At 55.9% G+C, this 22,057-nt stretch carries 16 protein-coding genes and 1 pseudogene; 3 read left to right on the top strand and 14 right to left on the bottom strand.

The annotated features are described in order from the left end of the window. Window positions 1-24: 24 nt before the first annotated feature. The 7 genes from ACYVGU_RS06520 to ACYVGU_RS06490 all read right to left on the bottom strand — a co-directional run bounded on the left by ACYVGU_RS06520 (window position 25) and on the right by ACYVGU_RS06490 (window position 10,363). Window positions 25-1,326, bottom strand: a complete 1,302-nt coding sequence (locus ACYVGU_RS06520) for a bifunctional folylpolyglutamate synthase/dihydrofolate synthase (protein WP_460611848.1) — start codon at window positions 1,324-1,326, stop codon at window positions 25-27. A 159-nt stretch (window positions 1,327-1,485) separates the two neighbouring features. Continuing rightward, on the bottom strand, window positions 1,486-2,364 hold the full coding sequence (locus ACYVGU_RS06515; protein ID WP_460621363.1) for a Sec-independent protein translocase family protein: 879 nt from the start codon (window positions 2,362-2,364) through the stop codon (window positions 1,486-1,488). 124 nt (window positions 2,365-2,488) lie between these two features. Then, complete coding sequence (locus ACYVGU_RS06510) at window positions 2,489-2,893, bottom strand: ExbD/TolR family protein (protein WP_460611850.1); 405 nt, start codon at window positions 2,891-2,893, stop codon at window positions 2,489-2,491. A gap of 81 nt (window positions 2,894-2,974) precedes the next feature. Then, entirely contained in the window at window positions 2,975-3,706 is a 732-nt protein-coding gene (locus tag ACYVGU_RS06505) for a MotA/TolQ/ExbB proton channel family protein (protein WP_460611851.1), read from the bottom strand. 113 nt (window positions 3,707-3,819) lie between these two features. After that, window positions 3,820-5,052 (bottom strand): HU domain-containing protein, encoded by a 1,233-nt coding sequence (locus tag ACYVGU_RS06500; protein ID WP_460621362.1) that lies wholly within the window; start codon window positions 5,050-5,052, stop codon window positions 3,820-3,822. A gap of 184 nt (window positions 5,053-5,236) precedes the next feature. Next, window positions 5,237-6,934: a TonB-dependent receptor gene (locus ACYVGU_RS06495; protein ID WP_460621361.1), complete on the bottom strand. Its 1,698-nt coding sequence runs from the start codon at window positions 6,932-6,934 to the stop codon at window positions 5,237-5,239. Window positions 6,935-7,102: 168 nt separating this feature from the next. Next, on the bottom strand, window positions 7,103-10,363 hold the full coding sequence (locus tag ACYVGU_RS06490; RefSeq protein ID WP_460621360.1) for a tetratricopeptide repeat protein: 3,261 nt from the start codon (window positions 10,361-10,363) through the stop codon (window positions 7,103-7,105). A gap of 402 nt (window positions 10,364-10,765) precedes the next feature. Here ACYVGU_RS06490 and ACYVGU_RS06485 point away from each other — a divergent pair, with 402 nt between their 5' ends. Both ACYVGU_RS06485 and ACYVGU_RS06480 read left to right on the top strand, forming a co-directional pair. Continuing rightward, complete coding sequence (locus ACYVGU_RS06485; RefSeq protein ID WP_460621359.1) at window positions 10,766-11,311, top strand: hypothetical protein; 546 nt, start codon at window positions 10,766-10,768, stop codon at window positions 11,309-11,311. Window positions 11,312-11,432: 121 nt separating this feature from the next. Further along, complete coding sequence (locus tag ACYVGU_RS06480; protein ID WP_460621358.1) at window positions 11,433-12,284, top strand: hypothetical protein; 852 nt, start codon at window positions 11,433-11,435, stop codon at window positions 12,282-12,284. A 55-nt stretch (window positions 12,285-12,339) separates the two neighbouring features. Here ACYVGU_RS06480 and ACYVGU_RS06475 read toward each other — a convergent pair whose 3' ends face one another. From ACYVGU_RS06475 to holA, 5 genes are all read right to left on the bottom strand, one after another. Next, on the bottom strand, window positions 12,340-12,618 hold the full coding sequence (locus tag ACYVGU_RS06475; protein ID WP_460611857.1) for a hypothetical protein: 279 nt from the start codon (window positions 12,616-12,618) through the stop codon (window positions 12,340-12,342). Window positions 12,619-12,779: 161 nt separating this feature from the next. Beyond that, window positions 12,780-16,172, bottom strand: coding sequence for a DEAD/DEAH box helicase (locus tag ACYVGU_RS06470; RefSeq protein ID WP_460621357.1), 3,393 nt, complete (start codon window positions 16,170-16,172; stop codon window positions 12,780-12,782). Window positions 16,173-16,203: 31 nt separating this feature from the next. Continuing rightward, on the bottom strand, window positions 16,204-16,668 hold the full coding sequence (locus ACYVGU_RS06465; protein WP_460621356.1) for an RES family NAD+ phosphorylase: 465 nt from the start codon (window positions 16,666-16,668) through the stop codon (window positions 16,204-16,206). A gap of 5 nt (window positions 16,669-16,673) precedes the next feature. Further along, entirely contained in the window at window positions 16,674-17,135 is a 462-nt protein-coding gene (parS, locus tag ACYVGU_RS06460) for a type II RES/Xre toxin-antitoxin system antitoxin (RefSeq protein ID WP_460611860.1), read from the bottom strand. A 99-nt stretch (window positions 17,136-17,234) separates the two neighbouring features. After that, entirely contained in the window at window positions 17,235-18,311 is a 1,077-nt protein-coding gene (holA, locus tag ACYVGU_RS06455) for a DNA polymerase III subunit delta (RefSeq protein ID WP_460621355.1), read from the bottom strand. 167 nt (window positions 18,312-18,478) lie between these two features. Here holA and tyrS point away from each other — a divergent pair, with 167 nt between their 5' ends. Beyond that, a complete protein-coding gene (tyrS, locus tag ACYVGU_RS06450; protein WP_460611862.1) occupies window positions 18,479-19,777 on the top strand; it encodes a tyrosine--tRNA ligase in 1,299 nt (432 codons plus the stop codon). A 559-nt stretch (window positions 19,778-20,336) separates the two neighbouring features. On the opposite strand, the pseudogene ACYVGU_RS06445 reads toward tyrS, so the two are convergent. Both ACYVGU_RS06445 and ACYVGU_RS06440 read right to left on the bottom strand, forming a co-directional pair. Continuing rightward, window positions 20,337-20,510: pseudogene (locus ACYVGU_RS06445) on the bottom strand (histone H1); the annotation flags it as partial. A 242-nt stretch (window positions 20,511-20,752) separates the two neighbouring features. After that, complete coding sequence (locus ACYVGU_RS06440) at window positions 20,753-22,003, bottom strand: aminotransferase class I/II-fold pyridoxal phosphate-dependent enzyme (protein ID WP_460621354.1); 1,251 nt, start codon at window positions 22,001-22,003, stop codon at window positions 20,753-20,755. Between the last annotated feature and the right edge of the window lie 54 nt (window positions 22,004-22,057).

Below are 22,057 nucleotides of genomic sequence, written 5' to 3'. Positions count from 1 at the left end.
TTCCGCAAAGCTCTGCTCTATTTCTTACAGCTCTTCAATTTCAGCTACCACAAAAGTACTACCCCCAATGAAGACCACATCATCTGGGGCGGCGGCGGCGCGAGCAGCAGCAACGGCGGCCGGTACGGGGCCAAGCACTTGGCCCTGCAAGCCCAGCAAGGCAGCTTGCTTCGCCAAATCAGCAGCTGGCATAGCCCTTGGAATGTTGGCTTGGCAGAAATAATAGGTAGCCTCTTGCGGCAGCAAGGCCAGCATTTTGCTCACGTCTTTGTCGTTTACTACCCCCAGCACGATGTGCAACTGATGGTACGGCAGCCGCGCCAGCTGCTGCGTGATAAACCGGATGCCGGCCTCGTTATGGCCCGTATCACACACCACCAGCGGCTTTTGGCTTAGAATGGTCCATCGGCCCACAAAGCCAGTTAGGCGGCGCACATCCCGCAGCCCTTCGCGCACGGCTGCTTCCGGAATCAAGAAGCCCTGCGTACGCAACTCGGCCAGCACGGCCAGTACACCGGGCAGATTCAGGCGCTGGTAGTCACCGGCCAAACTCAAGGTTACATCCTCCAGATACGGCTTGCCCTCCTGCATAATGCGTAGCTGCTGCAGGCCGGTTTCCGGGGCCGGCGGAGCTAGCAGCTCGGCGTGATAGTGGGCATCGGCAAAAAGCAGGGGTGCGCCTTCCTCTCGGGCTTTGTCTTGAAAAACATTAGCCACTTCAGGCTGGGTCTGGCTGATGATAGCCGGAATACCGCGCTTGATGATGCCGGCCTTCTCGCGGGCAATTTGGGGCAAGGTGGTGCCTAGCAAATTCTGATGGTCATAGCTGATATTGGTTATCAGCGAAACCAGCGGCCGAATAATGTTGGTAGAGTCGAGCCGCCCGCCCAGCCCCACTTCTACAATGGCAATATCTACTTGCTGCTCGGCAAAGTAATCGAAGGCCAGCGCCACGCACATTTCAAAAAACGAGGGCTGCACCTGCTCAAATAAGCCGCGCCAGCGTGCTACCCACGCTACCAAATAATCGGGTTCGAGGTCGTGGCCGTTTACCTTGATGCGCTCCGTAAACTCCTTTAAATGCGGCGAGGTGTAGAGCCCGACTTTATAGCCCGCCGCCTGCAAAATCGCCGCCAGCAAATTGCTGGAGCTGCCTTTGCCATTGGTACCCGCCACGTGCACGCTCCGGAACTTGCGCTCCGGGTTGCCCATAGCAACGGCTAGGGTCTCGGTGTTGCCCAACCCTGGCTTGTACCCCGCTTCTCCTACCCGCTGAAACATGGGCAACTGCTGGTACAAGTAGTCGAGGGTTTGCTGGTAGGTCATGGGAAGTAAAGGCAATGCGGGAGGGCAAAGGTAGCGTACCTGGCCTCAACCTTAGGCCCTCTGTACAGACAAAACCGCCGCCCCAAACTAGCGGAGCGGCGGTTTTGCCTTTCTTGATACCTCGTACTCCTGCAGAGCATGCGCCGGAACCTACCGAAACTACCTCACCGTAAAGCGGAAGGTATAGAAGCCGGTAGCGCCTCCCTCAGCCGAGCTGGTGCGGCGGAATTCCAGTTTCAGCAGCTCATCCCGACACACTTTCTCCTGGGCAGCCGAAACGGTTCCGGACACTTTAGTGACTGATTCCACCTCTCCCTCGGCATTAATCCGGATTTTGAAGCGTACCGTACCCGAGTTATTGTCTAGAGCCGGCACGCTGGGTTTGCTTACAATGGCCCACCCTGCCATTTCGAGGCCACCGCTGCCGGGGCTGGTGCCGCGGCCGCCGCTGCCGGGCTCGCCGGAATAGGCCGTACCGCCGTAGGTGCCGCGCGGGTCGCCTTTGTCGCCCACGGTGCCGGGGTTGTCGCCGTTGTTGTTGCCGGTAGGTGCGTTGCTGGTGCCGTTTACGCCGTTACCGCCGCCGTCAGCGCGGTTGGCCTTGGGTGTAAACACGGCCCGCTGGTCTACTTTGGGGCGCGGCGGCTCTGGGGGCGCTTCTTCCCGAACGGGGGCTGGCTTGGGAGCTGGGGGCACCGTTACGGGACTTTCCTCGGCCTCACTGGTTACCACCCGCTGCTCAGTGGGCGGTGTGGGGTCGGGCTGGGCTACCGCGCGGGGCGGCGTGGGATCAGGCTGCGAGGCGGGCGGGCGGCTGTCCTCGCGGTTTTTTGACTCATTGGCCGGGGCCTGGCTTTGAATGTCGCCGGAACCTACTTCATCTACGCCGTAGTTGAGCTCTACCCCGTCGCCGCCCAAGGTTTCCAAAGGTGGATCAGGGCCTTTGAATACCGTGAAAACGAACAGGGCCACCAGGGCCGCGTGCAGAACCACGGTTCCAATCAGGGCTTCGCGCCGATGTTCTTCGCGGTACTCCATGTGAGTTGTCTGTTATGAAGTCGAGTCTTGTCAGGCCAAACCAACCGAATGGCCTAGCCTCTGGCAGAGAGAAAACGCTAGTCCGGGCGGCTTGGTGCCCACAGGCACCTAGTGATTTGGGGCGCTATTTTCCTTGCTGGGCCTGGGTGGCCATCACCATCTTAATTTTAAGCCGGTTGCCAATTTCCAGAATATCAACCAGCTTCTGCACGTTCAGGGAAGCATCAACCCGGAGCACGGCTGTTGGGCTTTCGAGGCCCTGTATCCGGCGGGCTAGTTCAGGCTCCAGCTGTTCAGGCGTGATGTTCTGACGGTCGATAAAGTATTTTCCGGCCGCATCTACGGAAACCGTGATGGGCTGCTTCATGGCTTGCTTGCCCGAGCGGGCATTGGGCAGCATGAGCTTGATAACGTTCGGATTCACCATCGTCGAAACAATTAGGAAGAACAGCATCAGGAAGAACATGATGTCGTTCATCGAGCTGGTCTCGACGTGGGAAGAAAGCTTACGACGCCGGCTGAGGTCCATGCGGTGTGTTTGTAAAAAGCAAAATGGTGAACTGTGAAGTATTAAGTCTATTTCACAACTTCACCGTTCACCATTTCACTTCTAGTTATCCTGCAGAATATCCATGAACTCGATGGCCGAGTTTTCCATGCGAAACACCATGCGCTCCACCATAATGCTAAGCCAGTGGTAGCCGATGTGGGCCACAATACCCACAATAAGACCCGCCGCGGAGGTCACCATTTTAGTGTACAAACCACCCGAAATCTGGGCAATGCCGAAGTCGCCGGTTGAGCTAATGGCGTAGAAAATCTTGATTACCCCGATAATGGTACCCACGAAACCAAGCATAGGGGCAATACCGGCCACAATACCCAGCACGTTGATGTTCTTCTCGAGACGCGCAATTTCGATTTTTCCTACGTTCTCCACGCTGGTTTCAATCTCGCTGAGGGGTAGTCCAATCCGCCGGATACCTTTCTCAATCATGCGGGCTAGTGGCGTCGGGTTCTGCGCGCACAGCATTTTAGCGCCCTGCAAATCGCCCTTCACCATCAGGCCCCGGATGCCGGGCATGAAGGTTTCGGAAACGGCGCCGGCCTTGCGGATGGTCAGGTAACGCTCTAGAATAATGTAGACCGAGAGGAAGAGCAGCAAAAACAGCGGTACCATAATCCAGCCCCCGGCCAGCACCAGATCAATCATGGAAAGACCAGGAGCTGCATTAGCGGCCGCATTGGCGGCGGTAGCAGCAGAGTCAGCGGCGGCAGGAGAAGCGGCGGGAGCAGCATCCCCCACCTGGAGTTGAAGCAGCAAAGAGAGCAGGTGCGTCATGCGGGGAGTAAGGGTAAGAAGCAAAAGAATAGCTAAAACACGCAGGCCGTAAATTACTTTGCCTGAGTGCTTTAGCTAGCCTTAATTTCGTACTAACAAGTCAAGGTCAGTGATTAGTAATTTTTGATCCACAGGTCGCCCATACGCTTGCGCAGGATGCTGGCCTGACGGTCGGCCGAAGCCCGGTCAGGATAATCTGCCACGGAGAGCATGTACTGGCGGCTGCCGGGCGCTGGCAGAATTACGCGTGCCGGGTGCCCCAGGCGTACCAGCGCCTGACGGCCTTTCTCCGCGTTTGCCAGCGTCTTGTACGAACCAGCAACTACATAGTAACGGCCCGTACGACTTTTAATGGTCGAGGTTTCGGCGCCGGGGGTTGCATTGGTTGCTGCCGCTTTTTCCCAACCGGGAGCATTCGGCTTCGTTACTTTCGCAACCGGCTTGCCCTTGGCAGCTTGTACTGGCTTGGCAACGATGGTAACGGCTGGCTTGATAGCCGACGCTGGTACAACTGCTTTCACGGCTGGCTTCACAACCGGTTTTGCAACTGCCGGCTTGGCGCTTGCAACGGGGGTAGCCGCTTCATTCCACTCAGCCTCCGCGGCGGCAGTGGTTATTTCCGGGGCGGGAGCCGCATCCAGTTCCGAAGAGGAAGTGCTGGCCAGTGCCGCTTGCTGATGCGTCATGGCCGACTGGGCCACGCTGCGGTTGTGTGCCGGGGCTTCAGCCGTAGATAGGCCTAGGGAAGACATGCGCAGGCTGCTGGGCAGATACCCAAACATGTCAGCAAAGAAGTAGTTGGCCGATAGCACCAGCCCCGCAATAGCGACGGTGCCAATGGTACGGAACGCCCGAACCGCCCGGCTCGAACGGGCCGAAGCCAGCAGCGGCGCAGGCGTGGGCCGCTCCCGGGCCAGCAAGGCATCGGTGGCGCGCACGGGCCGCGATATCAGTTCAGGCAGCCCAAAGCTGGCATTGAGCAGGTTCTGACCGCCTGTGTATTCAAACTCAAGGCCGCGGCCCGGTGCCTGCCGGAATATGCCCACTCCAGGAAGCTCCGTCCGCAGACCGGACTCCAGTTCGCTTTCCATCCGGAGCACAGCCTCGCGCACCAGTTGGCGCGCCTGCACGGTGCTGATGTTCAGCTTATGGCTTAGTGCATCTACCAACAGACCGTCGTTGCGGGTCAAGGACTGGTTGAAAGCTACGCGTTTGGCTGGCGGGGCCAGTGTGTGCCGCACCGGATGAATCTGGGCGGGCGCGTAGTCGGCAATCAGGCCGCCAAAATCAGGAATAATGACGCAGTCATGGTCCCGGAGCAAGGTGCGGATGTGGTCAGAAAGCATTCAGTTGCGGATACTAGGGTGGAAAGACGAGGAAAGCTACCAGGGTAAAGACTCCTGTTATTCTCAGCACGGCAAAGGACCTTACTCCTACTGTGCCAGGGGTGCAACAGCGTGATAAGGTCCTTTCTTATGCTCAGGATGACAAGCGGTTAGCCGTCGGGTCTAGAGGTAAATTCCGGTCAAGTTAAAAGTCGTAGGTAACGCCGGCCAGTACGTTAATTCCTTTCACTGGATAGTTCAGGAATCGCTCATACTTGCGGCCAAGCAGGTTGTTGCCCAGAACAAATATGGACAGATTTTCCATAATGCGGTAATCTCCGCGCAGATTCAGGTCGATAATTGTATCGGTTGGCCGGATGATTTGGGCCCCGGGAATGTACGCGGGATCAAACGAGCCGGGCGTGTAGCCAACTCCAAAGCTTGAGCTGTACGTATAAAACTCCGCCCCCAGCAGCAGCTTGTCGTAGAGGTTATACGTGCCAAATACCACCGATTGGAACGCCGGACGGTGAAACGCTTTAGCCAGGGTTTTGACATTATAACCGTTGTAATCGGCCTTCAGGCCCAGCCGGAACTGCTCCGAGGCGTTGTAAATGATTTCGCCATGTACGTTAATCAGCTGGGTAGCCTTGGGGTCGTACACCAAATCAAACTTGCTGGAGTCGCGGCGGGAGTTGTTATAGAAGTACAGATTCCGGTCGCTGGCCAGCGTGATGCGGGTGTTCACTTGCAGGGCGCGAGCGGGGGTAGCATTAAAGCCAAAATACACCGTGGGGCCGCGGCGCGTATCAGCTACCCGCACGTTGGGCGCCAGCCAAGGATTTTCGGTGGTCAGATCATACATCGTGACCCGCTGGATGGCACCGCCTAGGCCCGCGAAGAGCACAAACTTGTCTTCGGTAACGGTGTAAGCGGCACGCACTGCCGGAAACACGTTGAATTTTGGCGCATTCAGGATGGTGTCGCCGGTGTAGCCGAGGGTTGCGCCCACAGACAGGGCTAGGCGGTTGAGAGTAAGCTCATAGGCTGGCGTTACCTGCACAAATGGCCGGCTAACCGTTAAGGAGTCCTTGTGCGAAATAAAGGACACGTCGCCATTTACACTCACGCGGCTGCTTTCGCCCAAGCGGTAGCCAGAGCGCAGTGTGGCGTAGAGGTTGCTTTCGCGGGCCTGGAAGAAGTCACTCCAGTAATTGAAGCCTAGGCCCAAATCGTACTGGAAGGCGGCGTCTTGGGCGCGGTTGCGGGCATATACTTTCACCCCCGCCCGTTTGAACACCTGCTTGAGGCTATCCTGCTCGGGCAACAGCGGCACGTTGCGATTGTAGCCATAAAAATTGTACCGTTCCCGGCCTAGGTCTATTTTGGCACCTAGCACCAAGGGGCCGCTATATGTTTCGCCATTCAGGCCCAGGCTGGTTTGGGCTTGGCTGGAGTTTTCTTTATCCACAGCGCCCCGGGAAGAAGATAGGTGCCGAAAATCGAGACCGTAGCTGGCCGTTTCTGAGCGGGTATTGTGCAAGTAAGCCCGGCCATACACCGTGCCGTAGTTGCCAATAGCCCCTTTCAGATAGTTGCCCGTGAGTGGCGCCAGCTCTTCCTGCCGGATAGTTAGCACCCGCACCGAAGGGTTAAGCTTATCGGCGGGTAAGCGGAAGTCGGGGTATGTGTAAGCGACGCCGCCCGCCGTTTTGGTGGGGGCTTCCACCTTCACTTTTTCAAAATTTCGGGTGGCCTCGGGCAGTTCATTCACCCGCTCCTTTACAATCTCAATTTCGGCGTCTTCAATCTTGCCGCGCGTCTTCTGCGCCCAGGCGCTGGTGGCCGGAACGGTGGTAGTCAGCAGGGCCGCGGCGGCCAACAGTTTCGACGGGTGTAGCATTCGGGTATGGGGTCTTGGGAGGGCAGTAAGCAGAGTACACATGCTGGCGTTGCTGGCATGTATACTCTCCTACTTTCCTCCCATTAAATCATGATTACTAGGCTGCTTAATCTGGGCAACTATACCACAGCTTAAACTAAATTCGACTGCGCTTCAACCAACTGGTTTCTACTCCTCGTCCGCCTGCGGAGCTGCCGACGGGTTGGCTGTGGAGTCAGTAGGCTGCACATCACTAGGCATCAAGGAGCTTCGAACCGGCGTCTTACCGCTAGTTGAGGCCTTGCCAGTTGGCTTAGTGGTTGTCGAGGTCTTGGGCGTTGTTTTGGGGCTAGCAGGAGCTGCTTTTCCGGGCTGCGCTTTGGGCGTGCCGGTTGCCGGAGCGGGTGCAGGCGTAGTAGCATCGGCGGGCAGAGCGGCAAGGCGCTGCTTGGCTCCTTCCACAATTTCTGCTACCGGGAATTTGTTGTCGATGATGGAGTTGAGCGTGGCTCGTGCCTGGAAGATTTCATTCTGCTCCTTATACACATCGGCAATCAGCAGGAAGGCCCGGCCCAGCCACACATCATAGGCTGAGAAGTCGGAGTTGCTCTTGTAGGCAGCATCCAGGGCTTCGGGGTATTTCTTTTGCTGGTATAGGGTCTGGGCCAGCAGGTACTGGGCCTCGGCGCCGCTTTCATCCTTGGCTGTATTGGCCGCCGTGGTTAATTCGGTAATCGCCTGATCGAGGTTGCCGGCTTTGTAGCTGGCTTTGCCCAAGTAGAGCAGCGCCAGATTGGTAGCATTCAGCGCCGCGCCACCTTGGGCCTGAAGTTCTTGGGCAACCCGGCGGGTGCCTTCCAGGTCGCCAGCCTCATAATAGCTTTTCATCAGCCCGATGCCAGCGTTAGCCACCTCCCGCTTGTTAGGCGATACTTCTCGTAGCCGCGCGTAGTATTTGGCAGCCTCAGCGTAGTTCTTGTTTTCAAACTCCAAATCCGCCACGCGGCCAACGGCACGGTTTACAAACTCGCTTTTGCCTTCTTCCACCACTGCTTTCAGGCGGGGCAAAGCGTCGGCTTTGCGGTCGGTGCGCAGGTAAGAGTCGGCCAGGAAATAGCGGCCATCGGCAGCCAGCACCGTATTGGGGTATTGCTTGAGGTAGCCTTCCAGACGCGGAATGGCCTGGGCGTACTTTTCGCTTAGGTACAATGATTTGGCCGCTTCAAACTCTACACTTTCCGAGGCTTTGCTATCGGGATTTTGCTGCTTGAACTGCGCCAGATACTGGTCGAACTCTTCGGTTTTGCCCTGGGCCGATAGGCTTTCCTGCAAGCTGTAGATGGCGCTGGCCGCCGACTTCGTACGCGGATACTGGCTTAGCACGCGCTTGAAGTCCTCGGCGGCCTTGGCATGCTCTTCCAAGTTCTGGTAGGCTACTCCCCGCTTCTGCAACGCCTGTGGTATCAGGGGCGAGTTGGGCCGGGCCGAAATCAGGCGCGAGAACCCATCAACGGCGGGCTGAAACGCGCCCGCTTCAAAATCAAGCTGAGCCTGCTGATACACGGCATCATCGGCGTAGCGCGAGCTGGGCGACGTTTTCAGCAGTGTGCTTAAGGTGCTGGAGGCCTCTTCACGCTTGCCCATCAGGCCCAGCACGACGCTTTTCTGGTAGTAGGCGTAATCCTTATCAGCCGCGTTGGCCTGAATCACTTTGTTGTACTGATCGAGGGCCTGTTGGTACTGCTTGGCAATGTAATAAGTGTCGCCGAGGCGAAGGGTCACGTCGTAATAGTTTGGGTCAGCGGGCTTGGCTACCGGGTCTTGCAGCCAGGCCTGAAACTGCTGACGGGCGCGGTCATACTGCTTGGTGTTGTAGTAGGCATAGCCCAGCCCGTAGCGTGCTTTCTGGTCGAAGTCAGTTTCTGCGGCAGAGCCGGTGCGAGCGGTGCGAGCTGCAGCTGTATAAGCCGTAATGGCGGGCTGGTACTGCTGTCCGTAGCTGTAGATTTCGCCTTTCAAAACCTGAGCAGCGGCGCGCAGGGCGTCGTCCTGGGGGTATTTGAGGCTTTTCTCCAGTACCGGCAGCGCATCCTGGTAGCGGTTGTTGTTGTAAAGGGTAGCGGCCTGCAGATACGCCACGCGCTGATAGGTAGCGTTTAGCTTGGTGCTCCGGTCATCCAGGTTATCGAGGTAGTTCAGCGCCTGAGCGTAGTCGTTGGAGTTCAGAAAACTCTCGCTCAGGATATCGTCGGCAGCTGCCTGGTTTTTTGACCGTGGGAAGCGCTTCGGAAAGTCGCGCAGGGCGGCAATTACTTCTTGCGTGTTGCCAAGCTCGTAGTTTACCTGCGCATACTTGAGCGTCGCGTTTTCGGTGATAACCTTGTCGAAGGTGAGCTTGCGTGCTGCATCGAACGAGTTTAAGGCCAGCTGCTTCTGGTTGGTTTGCAGGTAGCTCAAGCCCAGGTGATACGCAGCATTCTGCCCCAACGAGTCGCGGCGGGCTGCTACCCCCTTTAGGCTGCCAATTGCGCCCTTGAAATCGCCTTGCTTGAAGTTGGCATAGCCCACTTTGTACTGCACTTCGGGCTCAATCTTCTTACGGCCGGCGGCATACTTATCAAAGTACTCGGCCGCCTGCTTGAAATCCTGCTTCTGGTAGTAGGCATCCCCTACTAGCAACTGAATTTCATCAGCACTCTGGGGCGGCGGGGTTTGCTGCAAGGCCTGCGAGCCGTAGGCAATCAGCCCATCGTAGTCGCCTTCCTTGTAGTAAATCTGCGACATGACGGCCGGCACCACGGGCTTGTAGGCGTCGTTCTGCTCGGCCACCGCCAGGTCTTTGCGGGCTCCGGCGTAGTCGCCGGCACGGTAGGCCAGGTAGCCGGCGTAATACGAGCTGGCGTAGCGGTATTGGCTGCTGCCTACTTTGTTCCGATCAAATTGCAGCTTGGCCTTGTCAAACTCCTTCTGAGCGAAGTAGCTGTAGCCGAGCTTAAACTCCGATTCGGCCCGCTGGTCGTCGGAGAGGTTATCCGGCCCTACCTTCTGCAGGTAATCGATAGACTTGGTATAAACCTTCTTATCAAAGTAGAATTTACCGAGCTCAAAATACGCCTGCGAGGCTTTAGGGTGGGCCGGGTTGTTGGTGGCAAAGGCCAGAATGCGGTCCTCGGCATCGGGGTGAAACAGGTACAGGCCCGAAACGGCGTAGTAATACTCGGCATCAACGGTGCGGCCGGGAGCCAGCTCGCCGTTGCGGCGTTGGGTAAGGTCGAGGTAGTGCTGGAAGGCTTGCTGGGCCGCGCCGTACTTGCCGCGGTCGAAGAGTTCGAGGCCTTCCTGGAAATGGCGTTCATCGTTGGTGAACACCTGTGTTTGCTGGGCCAACGCGGCCGCGGGTGCGGCAGCTGTGAGGGTGGCGGCCAGCGCCAGGCGGGGGAATAGTTTCATCAGAAAGCGTTACGCAGAGAGAGGCCGAGGCCGCCAGGGCTCCGGGTGTCAGCCAAAAGTAGCGAAAAGTTCGGCCGAGGTTGCCCCGAAATAGGCCTTTTTACGCGGCAAAACGCTTCACTGCACGCGTTTCATACAGTTTTTTCAACCTAACTGTCTTTATCGAGCCTATATGCGCTTGTGTTGAACCCTGGGTGCATAAGGTTTCCACCGATGCTATTTCCCCCTTCGGCTCCTTTGCCAGTTAGCTTTCTTTCAACAATCTTTCTGTCGTTTATATAATATATACAATATTTAATTGTATCATTAATCACAATTCTCCTTTTGGGGTATGCCACACTCCTTTGGTGAGAAATTTCACCCTAGCCTTTCAATTTTTCACCTTTATATCTGGCTGCTGGTATGAAAATCAATCTTACTCACGCCTGCCTTTGGGTTGGGCTTTCCGGTTTCCTAGGCAGCTGCGGTACCTCAACCGACAAGGAGCAAGCGGCGGCTAACAATTCAGCGAGTAGCGTCGCGGCAGCTGATAGCACTGATCTTCTAGCCCCTTGCAATGAAACAGCGCCACCTTTCGAAGCTGATGCAGGCAGACTGTTTTCGGATACAGCAATTGCCAGAGGCTTAACAAGAGCACACCGAAATGATAATTCTGACAAAACAAATTGTAACAAAGCTTATGCCTTCTATTTCAATGAGGACTCTATAAAAAAGGTATTAGACCAAGATAATGCAGTAGGTTTCCGAGTTTACCTGGCCAAAAATACCGGAAACAGGTTTAAGGAAGATATTATCATAGTGGCCGTTGATAAGCAAGGGAATGATTTATTCGGTCCTAAGCCTAGCACAAAGACAGGAGCAATAGCAGATTTTTATAAGATGTTAGGAACGCCCATGAAATGCCCTTACAACTGTGACACCAAAAGTGGGCTGTACGATACTCAATAACACGCTTTCCTCCTGTATAAATCAGCAAATACTTTCGCCATTAATTAGCACTAATGCCTGATTAATGCAGAAAGTTGAGGAAATCTACCGTGCTTATAGCGGGTATTTGTCCTCTAGCTGTATGCCACACTTCTATTTTGCCTTGTTCGGTGGGCTTGCTAGCCTCTCCCTAGCTGGTTGTTCCGCTCCAACACACACTAGCCCTGTTTATTCGCAAAACCCCGCCATTTCTGATGCGCAGGGGCGGCCGCGCGATTCAACGACATTCTACTTTCCGGCCGCTGATTCACTACATCCCACTTATATCCCAAAGCACAAGCGGCCAAGGATGTTTTATATAAGTGACATTCGATTTTCCAATTGCACCTATGCACTAGAGCATGCCTCCTATGCACTTACTTACTTTGAGGCACCTGTACTCTCTAACTATTATTTAGATGCTGAAATTATCCGTTTCCTCTGGTTACGTTCTTTCCACCGTCCCGTGCTACTTACGTTACGCCATACCAAAGGCGGTAGTACGCTTCAAACACAGCTCTTAGATAAGCATCCAGGCTTCACTACTTATACCATTCATCACCCTGATAGCTTACCCTCCACTTCTTCGGCAGAAGAACGTGAAGAAGCCTGGAGATTTTATCGTGAAATGATGGCTGATCCTACATTTCAAAAACAAGTGGCAAAAGGTAAACGCCGGGCAAAACAAGTTAATAGTGAAGAAACGACTGTTGCGGTTAGGCCAGAGCAATGGTACCATTTGCAAGTTTTATTAGCTCAAACCCAATTTCCAACAATGTCCTCTTGCCAGCCTCGTCCGGGCATGTTGGATGGATCAGAATGGCTTCTGGAATCTCATCAGGCTGATAGCTACCATATGGTGCTTCGCCGAAGCCCTGAGAACGAAGACGGCTTCCGCTCAGCATGTGAATATCTTATTGAACTGAGCTCAGTACGAAACGAGGAGCGGTACTAAGCGGCTTGCGTTTGCTACAAAAATATGGTAAGCCGCATTCCTGATTGAGGGCGCCCTACACGCGCACCAGCGTCACCTCGTCGCGGGTGAAATCGAAGCGGCTTTTCTCTGCCTGGCCTTTGCACACGGCTACGCGGGGCGGCTGCAATTTGCCTTTGCGGCTGGCTTCTATCTGGGCCTCGCCACTTACTTCCAGCGTGGTTACTACCTCTCCGTTTAGACGCAACTCCCACGGGCCGGGCGCAATAGTGCCCTGTAGGTGCCCGACGATAAACACTTCTTTCGGCGACATCTGCACGATATCGAGCACGTGCATGGTGGGGGTTTCGGCCATGAGAAAGGGTAGTAACTACAATATAAATACGAGGATGAGGGTGCGCCCAAACCGGAAACCAGTGTATCCTGCGGCCCGAATGTAACAGAATTTGTTTGCCACCTAATGCCGGACCACTAGGCCTGTTGTAACAACCAAGTACCCGCAAAGAAGCATGTTTGCTAGCTGAACAGCTCCAGCAGATCTTGTTTCGAAAGGGTTTTTAGCAGGGCTGTATCCGTCCGAATAAGGTCCTGGGCCAGCTCGCGTTTCGTTTCCTGCAGTTGCATGATTTTCTCTTCCACCGTGTTGGGGCAAATCAGGCGCACGGCCACTACGTGCTTAGTTTGCCCGATGCGGTAGCTGCGGTCAATGGCCTGGTTTTCAACGGCCGGGTTCCACCACGGGTCCACGATGTACACATAGTCGGCTTCGGTGAGGTTGAGGCCCGTGCCGCCGGCTTTTAGGCTGATAAGAAACACGCGCACCTGCTCCTGCTGCTGAAACGCCGTCACGACGGCCTCGCGCTGACGGGTTTGGCCCGTAAGATACTGATACGGAATATCGTGCACCTCCAGCATGGGCCGGATAAGATCGAGCATGCTCACAAACTGCGAGAAAATCAGAATTTTGTGCTGCGGGGCGTGGTTCTGGATTTCCTCGAGCAGCACGTGCAGTTTCGCCGAGGCTGCGCCGAAGTATTCCCCATCAGGTAATAGCGCGGGCGAGTTACATATCTGGCGCAGCTTAGTGAGGCCTTGCAGCAGGTGAAGGCGGTCTTTGCTGGTTACATCTTCGCGCTTGCCTAGCATCAGGTTGCGGTAATCCTGCTTGCAGGCCTCATACACGCGGCGTTGCTCGGTGCCCATTTCGCAGTAAAGCACCATCTCGGTTTTTTCGGGTAGCTCAGGCGCCACCTGGGCCTTGGTGCGGCGCAGCACAAAGGGCCTGATTTTCTGCTGCAACGCCTGGGCCTGTCCTTCATCTTTGAACTTGTCGATGCGGGTAGCGAAATGCGCCTTGAAATGCGCCCGGCTTCCCAGCAACCCAGGGCAGGCAAACGACAGCAGCCCGTAGATATCGTAGGTATTGTTTTCTAGCGGCGTGCCCGTGAGTACTACCCTATTGCGGGCCTGCAACCGGCAAGCTGCTTTGTAACGTTGCGAATCGGGGTTTTTGATGGCCTGGGCTTCGTCCAGAAACACATAGTTGAACCGATACGCGCGCAACATCCGAATATCAGCCACTAGTGTTCCGTAGGTGGTCAGCACAATATCGTGCTCCCCGAAGCCTTGCGCCTCCTTCGGTCGGTTGGCACCGTGCACCACCAGTACCCGCAGCGAGGGCGCAAACTTGGCTACCTCGGCCTGCCAATTAAACACCAAGGAGGTAGGTACCACCACTAAATTAGCTCCTACGTGGCCCTTCTCGCGCTGCAACAGTATGAACGCCAGTACCTGTAGCGTTTTGCCTAGGCCCATGTCATCGGCTAGGCACCCCCCAAAGGTGAAGGTATCCAGAAAGTTTAGCCAGTTCAGCCCCTGCTGCTGGTAGTTGCGCAAGGTGGCCTGCAAGCCGCTGGGCGGCACTAGGTCTTCAATGCCCGTAAACCGGCTAAGCGCAGTGCGGTAGGCAGCTAGCTGCGCGCGCGCGTCCGAAGTTAGTTCCTCGGGCGTGTACAGCTCTTCTACTGCTGAAAAATTGATGCTCGGAGTGCGCAACCGCTCCGCTATTACCTCACCGGCGGCAAAGTAGCGGGCAAACTTCTCCATCCACTGCCGGGGCAAAATGCCGCGCGTACCATCATCAAGGGTCACATAGTGGCGGCGGTTCCGAATGGCCTGGTGCAGTTGCCGCATACTGGCTTGCTGCTTGCCGAAGCGCACCCGCAGCTCCGTATCAAACCAGTTGGTTTCGCGGCTTACTTGTATCGAAATCTGGGCTTTGTGTGGGTTGAGGGTATTATCCTTGAGCTTGTTGAAGCCAAGAATGGCAATGTGCTGGGTGCGCCAGTCCTCAAACGCCTCCAAAAACCACTCTTCGTCCAGAAACTGGCTTTTCGGCACGTACAACGAGTCTTGCTGCACTTGCTCCTGAAAGTGAGGGTAGTGGCGTAGCAGCGCTTTCAGAAACCGTTCTTCGGCGGCAACATCACGCGCTACCACAAACGGGCGCCCGAGCGTATCCAGCGCATACAGTTGTTTGCGCGACAATACCGACACCTCCCGCTCGCCGTAGCGCATCACGGGCAGCACTTCCACGTGCGGCCCCGCCTCCGAGAGGTACAGCAGCATTTTAGGTTCCTCGGCAAACCCTCCGGACTCTAGCTGTTCGGGCGTGGCCGGCCGCAGGTAGGTGTACGTGATGTGCACCTTATCTTCGAGGTTGGTCAGCACCTCTTCCCGAAACTCGTCGAACTTGCGTTGGTGAATCAACAGGGCGTTGTTCCGCTTTTTGAAAAACTCCACCACGCGCCACACGTCCAAGTCATCGAGCAGATACAGCTCATCATGCACGGCCAAAAAGTACTCGTAGCGAATAATCAGGTCTTTCAGATCCAGCACCTGATCCGCTACCCAGAGCTTGCCCTCCACCCGGTAAAACTCGTCCTGTTCCGCCACCGACAAGCGCAGCTCTAGTGGCAACCCGTGAACCCGCACCGGCAGCACCGACTGTGCCGTTACCTTCTCCCCGAGGCTTGCCTGATGGGCATACACCGGCAGCTGTTCAGGGTTTCGGACCACAGCTCGCAGAGCCTCTAGTGCAGCGCCTGTGCGAGCCTCGTCATAATTGTGCTGAAACCGCGCTAGGCCGGTATAGAACTTCAACCGATCGGGGTCAGTGAGCTGCCAGATGCCATCCAATGGGTTCAGCATCGTGAGCGGGTTTTTCAGTTTTCCCAACACCGTGGTTTCGGCTTCTACCAACTGGACAGTCAGGTGCCCATAATAGCGGTGGCGGCCCAGCACGAGCAGACGCTGGCTGGTCGTTTCCTCGGGAACTGGCGGCCGTTTGGCGGGCAGCAGGTAGCGAACAAGCTCTTCTTTGGTTGCGTCCGTAACGGGCAGCATTTCGGGCTGGATGGGCGTAATAGTCAGCTCGCGCTCCGCGTAGGTCAGCTGAAAATAATCCTCCAGATTGGGGGCCTGCTCCATGCCATACTCTTTGGCCACGGCTCGCAGGCGCAGCCGGCGTAAGGGTGCATCAAAGAAAATCCGGAGGTCGGGGCGCTGCACTAGGGCTAGTAGCACCTGCGCCTGGTACTCGCAGAGCCCGCCTGGTGTTGCCCCGCAACTGCACGAAACCACCAAGTCGTCTCCTTGCTGCGCTACTAGCACAGAAGGTCTGGGCTGCCCGCCGCCTAGGTCATTGAAACCAGTAAACCGCCCTTGCCCAATGGTCAAGCTTTCGGGTACGATGGCCCCAGCTGAGCGCAGTTCCGGTGCTACGCCCGCCGCGCAGTGCTGCTCTACTATTGTGCTGGTCAGGTCGGCACCCGTCAGGGCCACTAGGGTATACTGGTGCCCGAAGCCGCTGGCCGGTGTTGGGTGAGTCGTGTTGTCGGGCTGGGGCATGCGGCCGGGGTACAGAGCTGAGTTCGGGCCTCTACTGTGCGGTATCGGCGGCTTTTATTCGGGAATCGAAGCGGAACGCTTCGCGGCCTACAATCTGGATGCGCTTGAAATCGGGGTGGCGGCTATGCAGCACAAAGTTGCTTTCCTGCGGGATAATGGAGGAGGGCACTCGCAGCACCGCCGAGTTACGCCGGGTGTACCACGCTGCCCCCAGCGGCTGGCACACGGCGTAGCGGCTGGCTTTTTCCCAATTCGGGGGCAGTTGCCTCAGGTTGATTTCTTCAATTACCAGCTCATCGGGCACCTCAATCACTAACACCCGAAACTGGTCATTAAGGCCTTCGCCGCTCCGGTGCACCACGTTTTCTAGGCACGCCAGTGCCCGCGAGGAAGCCGTGTAAATCACAAACTGATCCTTGTAGTTCCAACGGGCTCGATAACCGGAAGCAAACAAATCCTCGGCGTACTTCGCCAAACATATCCGATACACCAGCATACACGCTACGACAAGTCGCCGTAAGCAATGCGGGTGAGTTCCTCGGCTACCAGATCAATACCTCCGCTGGTTTCCAGCAGTCGTAGCGGCACTTCCTGGTCGAGGCCGTGGGCAGGCTTATCCAGCCACCGCAGGAATGCGGCGGCCTCCCCAAATACTTCCAACCCCAGGTTGTAGAGGCTGATGATTTTGAGGGTTTTTTCGCTGCTGGCTGCGCTCAAGGGCTTCTTTTCCTGCGAATACGTGCGCAAAGTTTTCGTCGAGAGCTCATAAATGGCCTCCAGCTCATTCGCCTGCAAATGAAACGCCTCGGCTACCTCAAACGCCGTGGCGGCGGGCACACCTTTGCGCGCTTCCATCACCAAGGCAAACGCATCCTGCCCGGCTTGGCCCCAAGCCGCCCATTTCTTCCGGAGCGCAGCCGGCGTGGTAGCGGTGGGTTTGGGGTGATGTGCAGTAGCGGCCATAGCAGTTCAGGTTTGACAAGTCGAACTTAGGGAAATTTTTCTGATTAACGAGGAAATTTTTCCTTTGGTTCTAATTCAATCATTCCTACTAACAGGCTGCTACATACCCACCACCGCATGCAGGGGCACGGGGTGCAGAATCAGCCACACCAATTCGCGCAGAATCTCGCCATCGGTCATAGAGCCGCTGTCAATGCCTTTGCTTTGGGCGTCGGCCCGACGGATGAGGTGCACAATATCGCGGGTGCGCTGGAAGTCAAATACTTTCAGGCCGGTTTGGTAGTCGCGGCGGGCAAAAGAGCTTTTCAGGCCGAGCTTGGTCCAGTCGGCTTCTGAGGGGTTGGGCAGCTGGTGCAGGGCTAGCAACCGCGAGAAGTAGTTGAACAGCAGCGTCAGGTTCGGGATGAGCGGGTTGTTTTTGGGGTTAGCCTCGAAGTACATCAGAATGCGGTTGGCCTTCAGCACGTCGCGGCGAATCAGGGCACTCTGCAGTTCGAAGATGTTGTACTCCTTGCTGATGCCCACCATACGCTGCACCAGGTCCTCATCAATAGCGTGGCCGGGCAGCAGGTTGATGAGCATTTTATCCACCTCATTGGTCAGTCGGCCCAGCTCCGCTCCTATGTACTCGGCCAGCATATTGGTGGCCTGGGGCGTAATCTGCTGGCCTTTGCTGCGCACGTAGCTGGTTAGCCAGGGCGCTACTTGGTTGTCGTAGAGCTTTTTGCTGGTGAGCAGCACGGTGCCGGCCGGGGCCGGATGCGCTTTGTCGCCGGTGAGGAGCTTGCCCAGCTTCTTGCGGGCGTCCAGCGTCTTGTGCTTGTAGCAGAACACCAGCACGGTGCTGTGCAATGGATTTTTGAGGTAGGCTTCCAGAAACGGCCACGACTTCTCCGCTTCCAGATCAGCAATGGCCTGGGCCTCTTTCACGATAACTACGGAGCGCTCGGCCATCATTGGGAAGCGCTTGGCCTGCCCCAGAATGCCGGCTACGTCGGTGTCTTTGCCATAGAGCACCACCTGGTTAAAGCCCTTTTCATGCTCTTGGAGCACATTTTTCTCTAGTAAGTCGGCTACCAGATCAATGTAATAAGGCTCCTCTCCTTGCAAAAAATACACGGGCGCAAACTGCCGCTGCTGGAGCTGCTTAAGTATCTCGTCGGCGGTAAGTGTCAAGAGAGGGAAGTAATGAGAGAGTGAAGAGGAAGATGTGAAAAAGCGTTTCAGCGCGGCTCACAACTCTACCTGCAAATGTACCACCGCCCGTTTACCTTTGCACCTCTCTTCTGTGAGTAAGCTGGTTTCCGGTATGCTCACCACTTCACCATTTCACCACTTCACCTTTGGACCTAATAGAAGAATTGCGCTGGCGGGGCATGTTTCACGACATGATGCCCGGTACCGACGAGCACCTACGCCAGAACGCGCCCATTACCGGCTACATCGGCTTCGACCCCACGGCGCCTTCCCTGCACATCGGCAACCTGGCCACCATCATGCTGCTGGTGCACTTGCAGCGCGCTGGCCACCGCCCCCTAGCCCTGGTAGGGGGCGCAACCGGCATGATTGGTGACCCCTCGGGCAAATCAGCGGAGCGTAACCTGCTCGATGAAGAAGCACTGCGGCGCAACCAGGCCGGTATCCAGGCCCAGCTCGAGAAGTTCCTGGACTTTAGCGAAGGACCCACCGGTGCCAAAGTGGTAAATAACTATGACTGGTTTAAGAACTTCGGGTTCCTGCAATTCCTGCGTGAGGTAGGCAAGCACCTTACCGTGAACTACATGATGGCCAAAGACTCGGTAAAGCGCCGTATCAGTGGCAATGAGGAGTCAGGCGCTGAAGGACTGAGCTACACCGAGTTCAGCTACCAACTGCTGCAGGGCTACGACTTCTTTCATCTCTATAAGGAACTGGGCACTACCCTGCAAATGGGCGCCTCTGACCAGTGGGGCAACATCACGACGGGCACCGAACTCATTCGGCGCATGAGTGGCGGCGAGGGCAAGGCCTATGCTCTCACCGGCCAGCTTATCACGAAGGCCGATGGTACCAAGTACGGCAAGAGCGAAACCGGCACTGTGTGGCTCGATCCCACCATGACCTCGCCCTACCAGTTCTACCAGTTCTTCCTCAACGCCGCCGACGCCGACGTACCGCGCCTGATTCGGGTGTTTACCTTGCTAGATCAAACCGAAATTGAGGCCCTAGAGGCCGAGCACGCCCAAGCTCCACACCTGCGCACGTTGCAGAAAGCCCTGGCCAAAGATGTCACCATTCGGGTGCATTCCGAGGAAGCCTTTGAGGCAGCCCTGGCGGCTTCTCAGGTGCTCTTCGGAGGTGGCGACCTAGGCAGCCTGAACGAGGCAACCTTGCTGGACGTGTTTGCTGGAGTACCGCACGTAGAAGTATCGCGCGCTGCACTTGCCGAGCAAAATGTAATTGGCCTGCTCAGTGAGGCCACCGGTAGCGTCATTTTCCCTTCCAAGGGCGAAGCCAAGAAGATGATTCAGGCCGGGGGCGTGAGCCTGAACCGCGCCAAAGCTACCTTGGAGCAGCAAGCCACCGACGTTCCGCTGCTGCTGGATCAGTACATTGTGGCCCAGAAAGGCAAGAAGAATTACTACCTCATTAAAGTGGTGTAACTGCTCCATCTAAGCGCCGCGCTTTACCACCAAACCCCTGATGCTACTGGCAGCATCAGGGGTTTGGTGTGTTTGGAGGGCTAGGAACCAAGTGCTACTGGGTAGAATAAGTACGCCGAGCCCGTCATGCCAACACCCCGCAGCGTTCTACTACAGCGGACATACTTCGGTTGGGGCAGTATGTCGACCTAGGGTGTGGACAGTAAACCAAAAGCACGTCCTGCTGAGCTTGTCGAAGCATCTCTCCCTCTGGCCAATTACTGATTAGGCCTCTGCAACGAAGCGGTAGGGATGCTTCGACAAGCTCAGCATGACTTTTAGAAGAGCGCAAAACTATAGCCTTACGTTACTGTCCACACACCCTAGTAAATAGCACGCGTCATACGGAGCAGGTCGTACACACAAAAAGGCCCCACCGATAAGTCGGCAGGGCCTTAGGGAAAGTATTGAACGCCGCAGCAACTGCGGCGGCCAATTACTTCTTTTTAGCTGGAGCAGCTTTCTTGGCAGCTGGAGCAGCTTTCTTAGCAGCTGGAGCAGCCTTGGTAGCAGCTTCGCCACCGTCGTTCTTCTTGTTCTGAACTTCCGTACGGATAGTCTGGGCCATGTTTTTCAGCTCCTGCATGCCTTTGCGCACGCGGGTACCAGCAGCAGAGTTGTTCTTGTCGTAGAACTTCTCGAAGTCAGCTTCCAGCGACATCACGAGGTCCTTCAGTTGGCTAAAATTGCTCATTGGGGAGGGGGTTGTTTGGTGTGGAAAAATATGTTTAACCGGCCCTAATATACAGGGATTTCAAATACAAGCAATTTTTCAAGTTTTTTTATTAATCCCCATTTACAGGCTAGTAAGGCACTTTTTACCATTTGAAAGCTGCGTTTCCAGCTAGTAGCTCATCAGGGCGTACTCGGAATAGTACTAAATACAAAAGCCGGCTACCCAGGGGCAGCCGGCTTTTGTATTTAGCTAAGCTCAGACTAGCTCTGTAAGCCAGCAGGTACTTCAGCTTTGGAATAAAGCCCTTTGCTCAACTTCTCGTTCACTGCCTCAAAGGCCTTGATGGTCATGGTCACGTCATCGAGGGTATGCACGGCCGTAGGAATGATACGGAGCATAATCACGCCCTTCGGAACCACCGGATACACCACGATAGAGCAGAAAATGCCGTGATTCTCACGTAGATCGAAGGTTACCTGGGTTGCGTCGGAGATTTGGCCTTCCAGTAGCACCGGCGTTACGGGTGAAGAGGTAGTGCCAATATTGAAGCCTTTCTCGCGCAAGCCGCTTTGCAGCGCCCGCACAATAGTCCAGAGGTTATCCTTCAGTTCAGGCTGGGTACGCAGCAGCTCCAAACGCTTCAAAGCACCCACTACAAGCGGCATGGGCAATGATTTGGCGAAAATCTGGCTGCGCATGTTGTAGCGCAAATATTCAATTACGTTCTCGGGGCCAGCCACGAAGGCACCGATGCTTGCCATAGACTTCGCAAACGTCGAAAAATAAAGGTCGATACCGTCTTGTATGCCCTGTTCTTCGCCAGTTCCGGCACCGGTAGTGCCCATGGTACCGAAGCCGTGTGCGTCGTCAACGAACAAGCGGAACTGGTATTTCTCCTTCAGAGCTACCACCCCGCGCAGGTCGCCTTGGTTGCCCGACATGCCGAATACACCCTCGGTAATAACCAGAATGCCGCCGCCGGTTTCGTCAGTGATGCGCTTGGCGCGCTCCAGCTGCTTTTCCAGGCTGGCCATGTTGTTGTGCGTGTACACGAAGCGCTTGCCCGCGTGCAGGCGCACGCCATCAATAATGCAGGCATGCGACTCTGCGTCGTACACAATCACGTCGTGGCGGCCTACCATCGCGTCGATAATCGATACTACGCCCTGGTAACCGAAGTTCAGGAGCATGCAGTCAGGCTTCTGAACAAACTCTGCCAGCTCATTTTCCAGCTGCTCGTGCAGGTTGGAGTTGCCTGACATCATGCGGGCGCCCATGGGCAGGGCCATACCGTATTCAGCGGCCGCCTCCGCGTCGGCTTTGCGTACCTCAGGGTGGTTCGCTAGGCCCAGGTAGTTATTCAGACTCCAGGTGAGAACTTCCTTGCCGCGGAAAATCATTCGAGGCTTAATCTCACCTTCCAGCTTGGGAAATGCAAAATAGCCATGCGCATAGTGCGAGTGGACACCTAGCGGGCCGCGGTTGGCGGCAATCTTCTCAAATAGATCCACGAGGGAACAGGTTGAATGTGAAACGAAAACGAGGGGTTATGCTAAAGGGCTTAA

It is taken from the genome of Hymenobacter tenuis (assembly GCF_054780495.1).
Note: the sequence above shows the minus strand (reverse complement) of the source record. Positions and strands in the feature narration are given on the sequence as shown.

Excerpts from the sequence above, each read along its gene's own strand:
- parS (WP_460611860.1), bottom strand. The coding sequence starts at position 17,135 with ATGGCCGCTACTGCACATCACCCCAAACCCACCGCTACCACGCCGGCT.
- ACYVGU_RS06505 (WP_460611851.1), bottom strand. The coding sequence starts at position 3,706 with ATGACGCACCTGCTCTCTTTGCTGCTTCAACTCCAGGTGGGGGATGCT.
- ACYVGU_RS06480 (WP_460621358.1), top strand. The coding sequence starts at position 11,433 with ATGCCACACTTCTATTTTGCCTTGTTCGGTGGGCTTGCTAGCCTCTCC.
- ACYVGU_RS06470 (WP_460621357.1), bottom strand. The coding sequence starts at position 16,172 with ATGCCCCAGCCCGACAACACGACTCACCCAACACCGGCCAGCGGCTTC.
- ACYVGU_RS06465 (WP_460621356.1), bottom strand. The coding sequence starts at position 16,668 with ATGCTGGTGTATCGGATATGTTTGGCGAAGTACGCCGAGGATTTGTTT.
- ACYVGU_RS06475 (WP_460611857.1), bottom strand. The coding sequence starts at position 12,618 with ATGGCCGAAACCCCCACCATGCACGTGCTCGATATCGTGCAGATGTCG.
- ACYVGU_RS06490 (WP_460621360.1), bottom strand. The coding sequence starts at position 10,363 with ATGAAACTATTCCCCCGCCTGGCGCTGGCCGCCACCCTCACAGCTGCC.
- ACYVGU_RS06500 (WP_460621362.1), bottom strand. The coding sequence starts at position 5,052 with ATGCTTTCTGACCACATCCGCACCTTGCTCCGGGACCATGACTGCGTC.
- ACYVGU_RS06520 (WP_460611848.1), bottom strand. The coding sequence starts at position 1,326 with ATGACCTACCAGCAAACCCTCGACTACTTGTACCAGCAGTTGCCCATG.
- ACYVGU_RS06515 (WP_460621363.1), bottom strand. The coding sequence starts at position 2,364 with ATGGAGTACCGCGAAGAACATCGGCGCGAAGCCCTGATTGGAACCGTG.
- ACYVGU_RS06510 (WP_460611850.1), bottom strand. The coding sequence starts at position 2,893 with ATGGACCTCAGCCGGCGTCGTAAGCTTTCTTCCCACGTCGAGACCAGC.
- ACYVGU_RS06485 (WP_460621359.1), top strand. The coding sequence starts at position 10,766 with ATGAAAATCAATCTTACTCACGCCTGCCTTTGGGTTGGGCTTTCCGGT.
- ACYVGU_RS06495 (WP_460621361.1), bottom strand. The coding sequence starts at position 6,934 with ATGCTACACCCGTCGAAACTGTTGGCCGCCGCGGCCCTGCTGACTACC.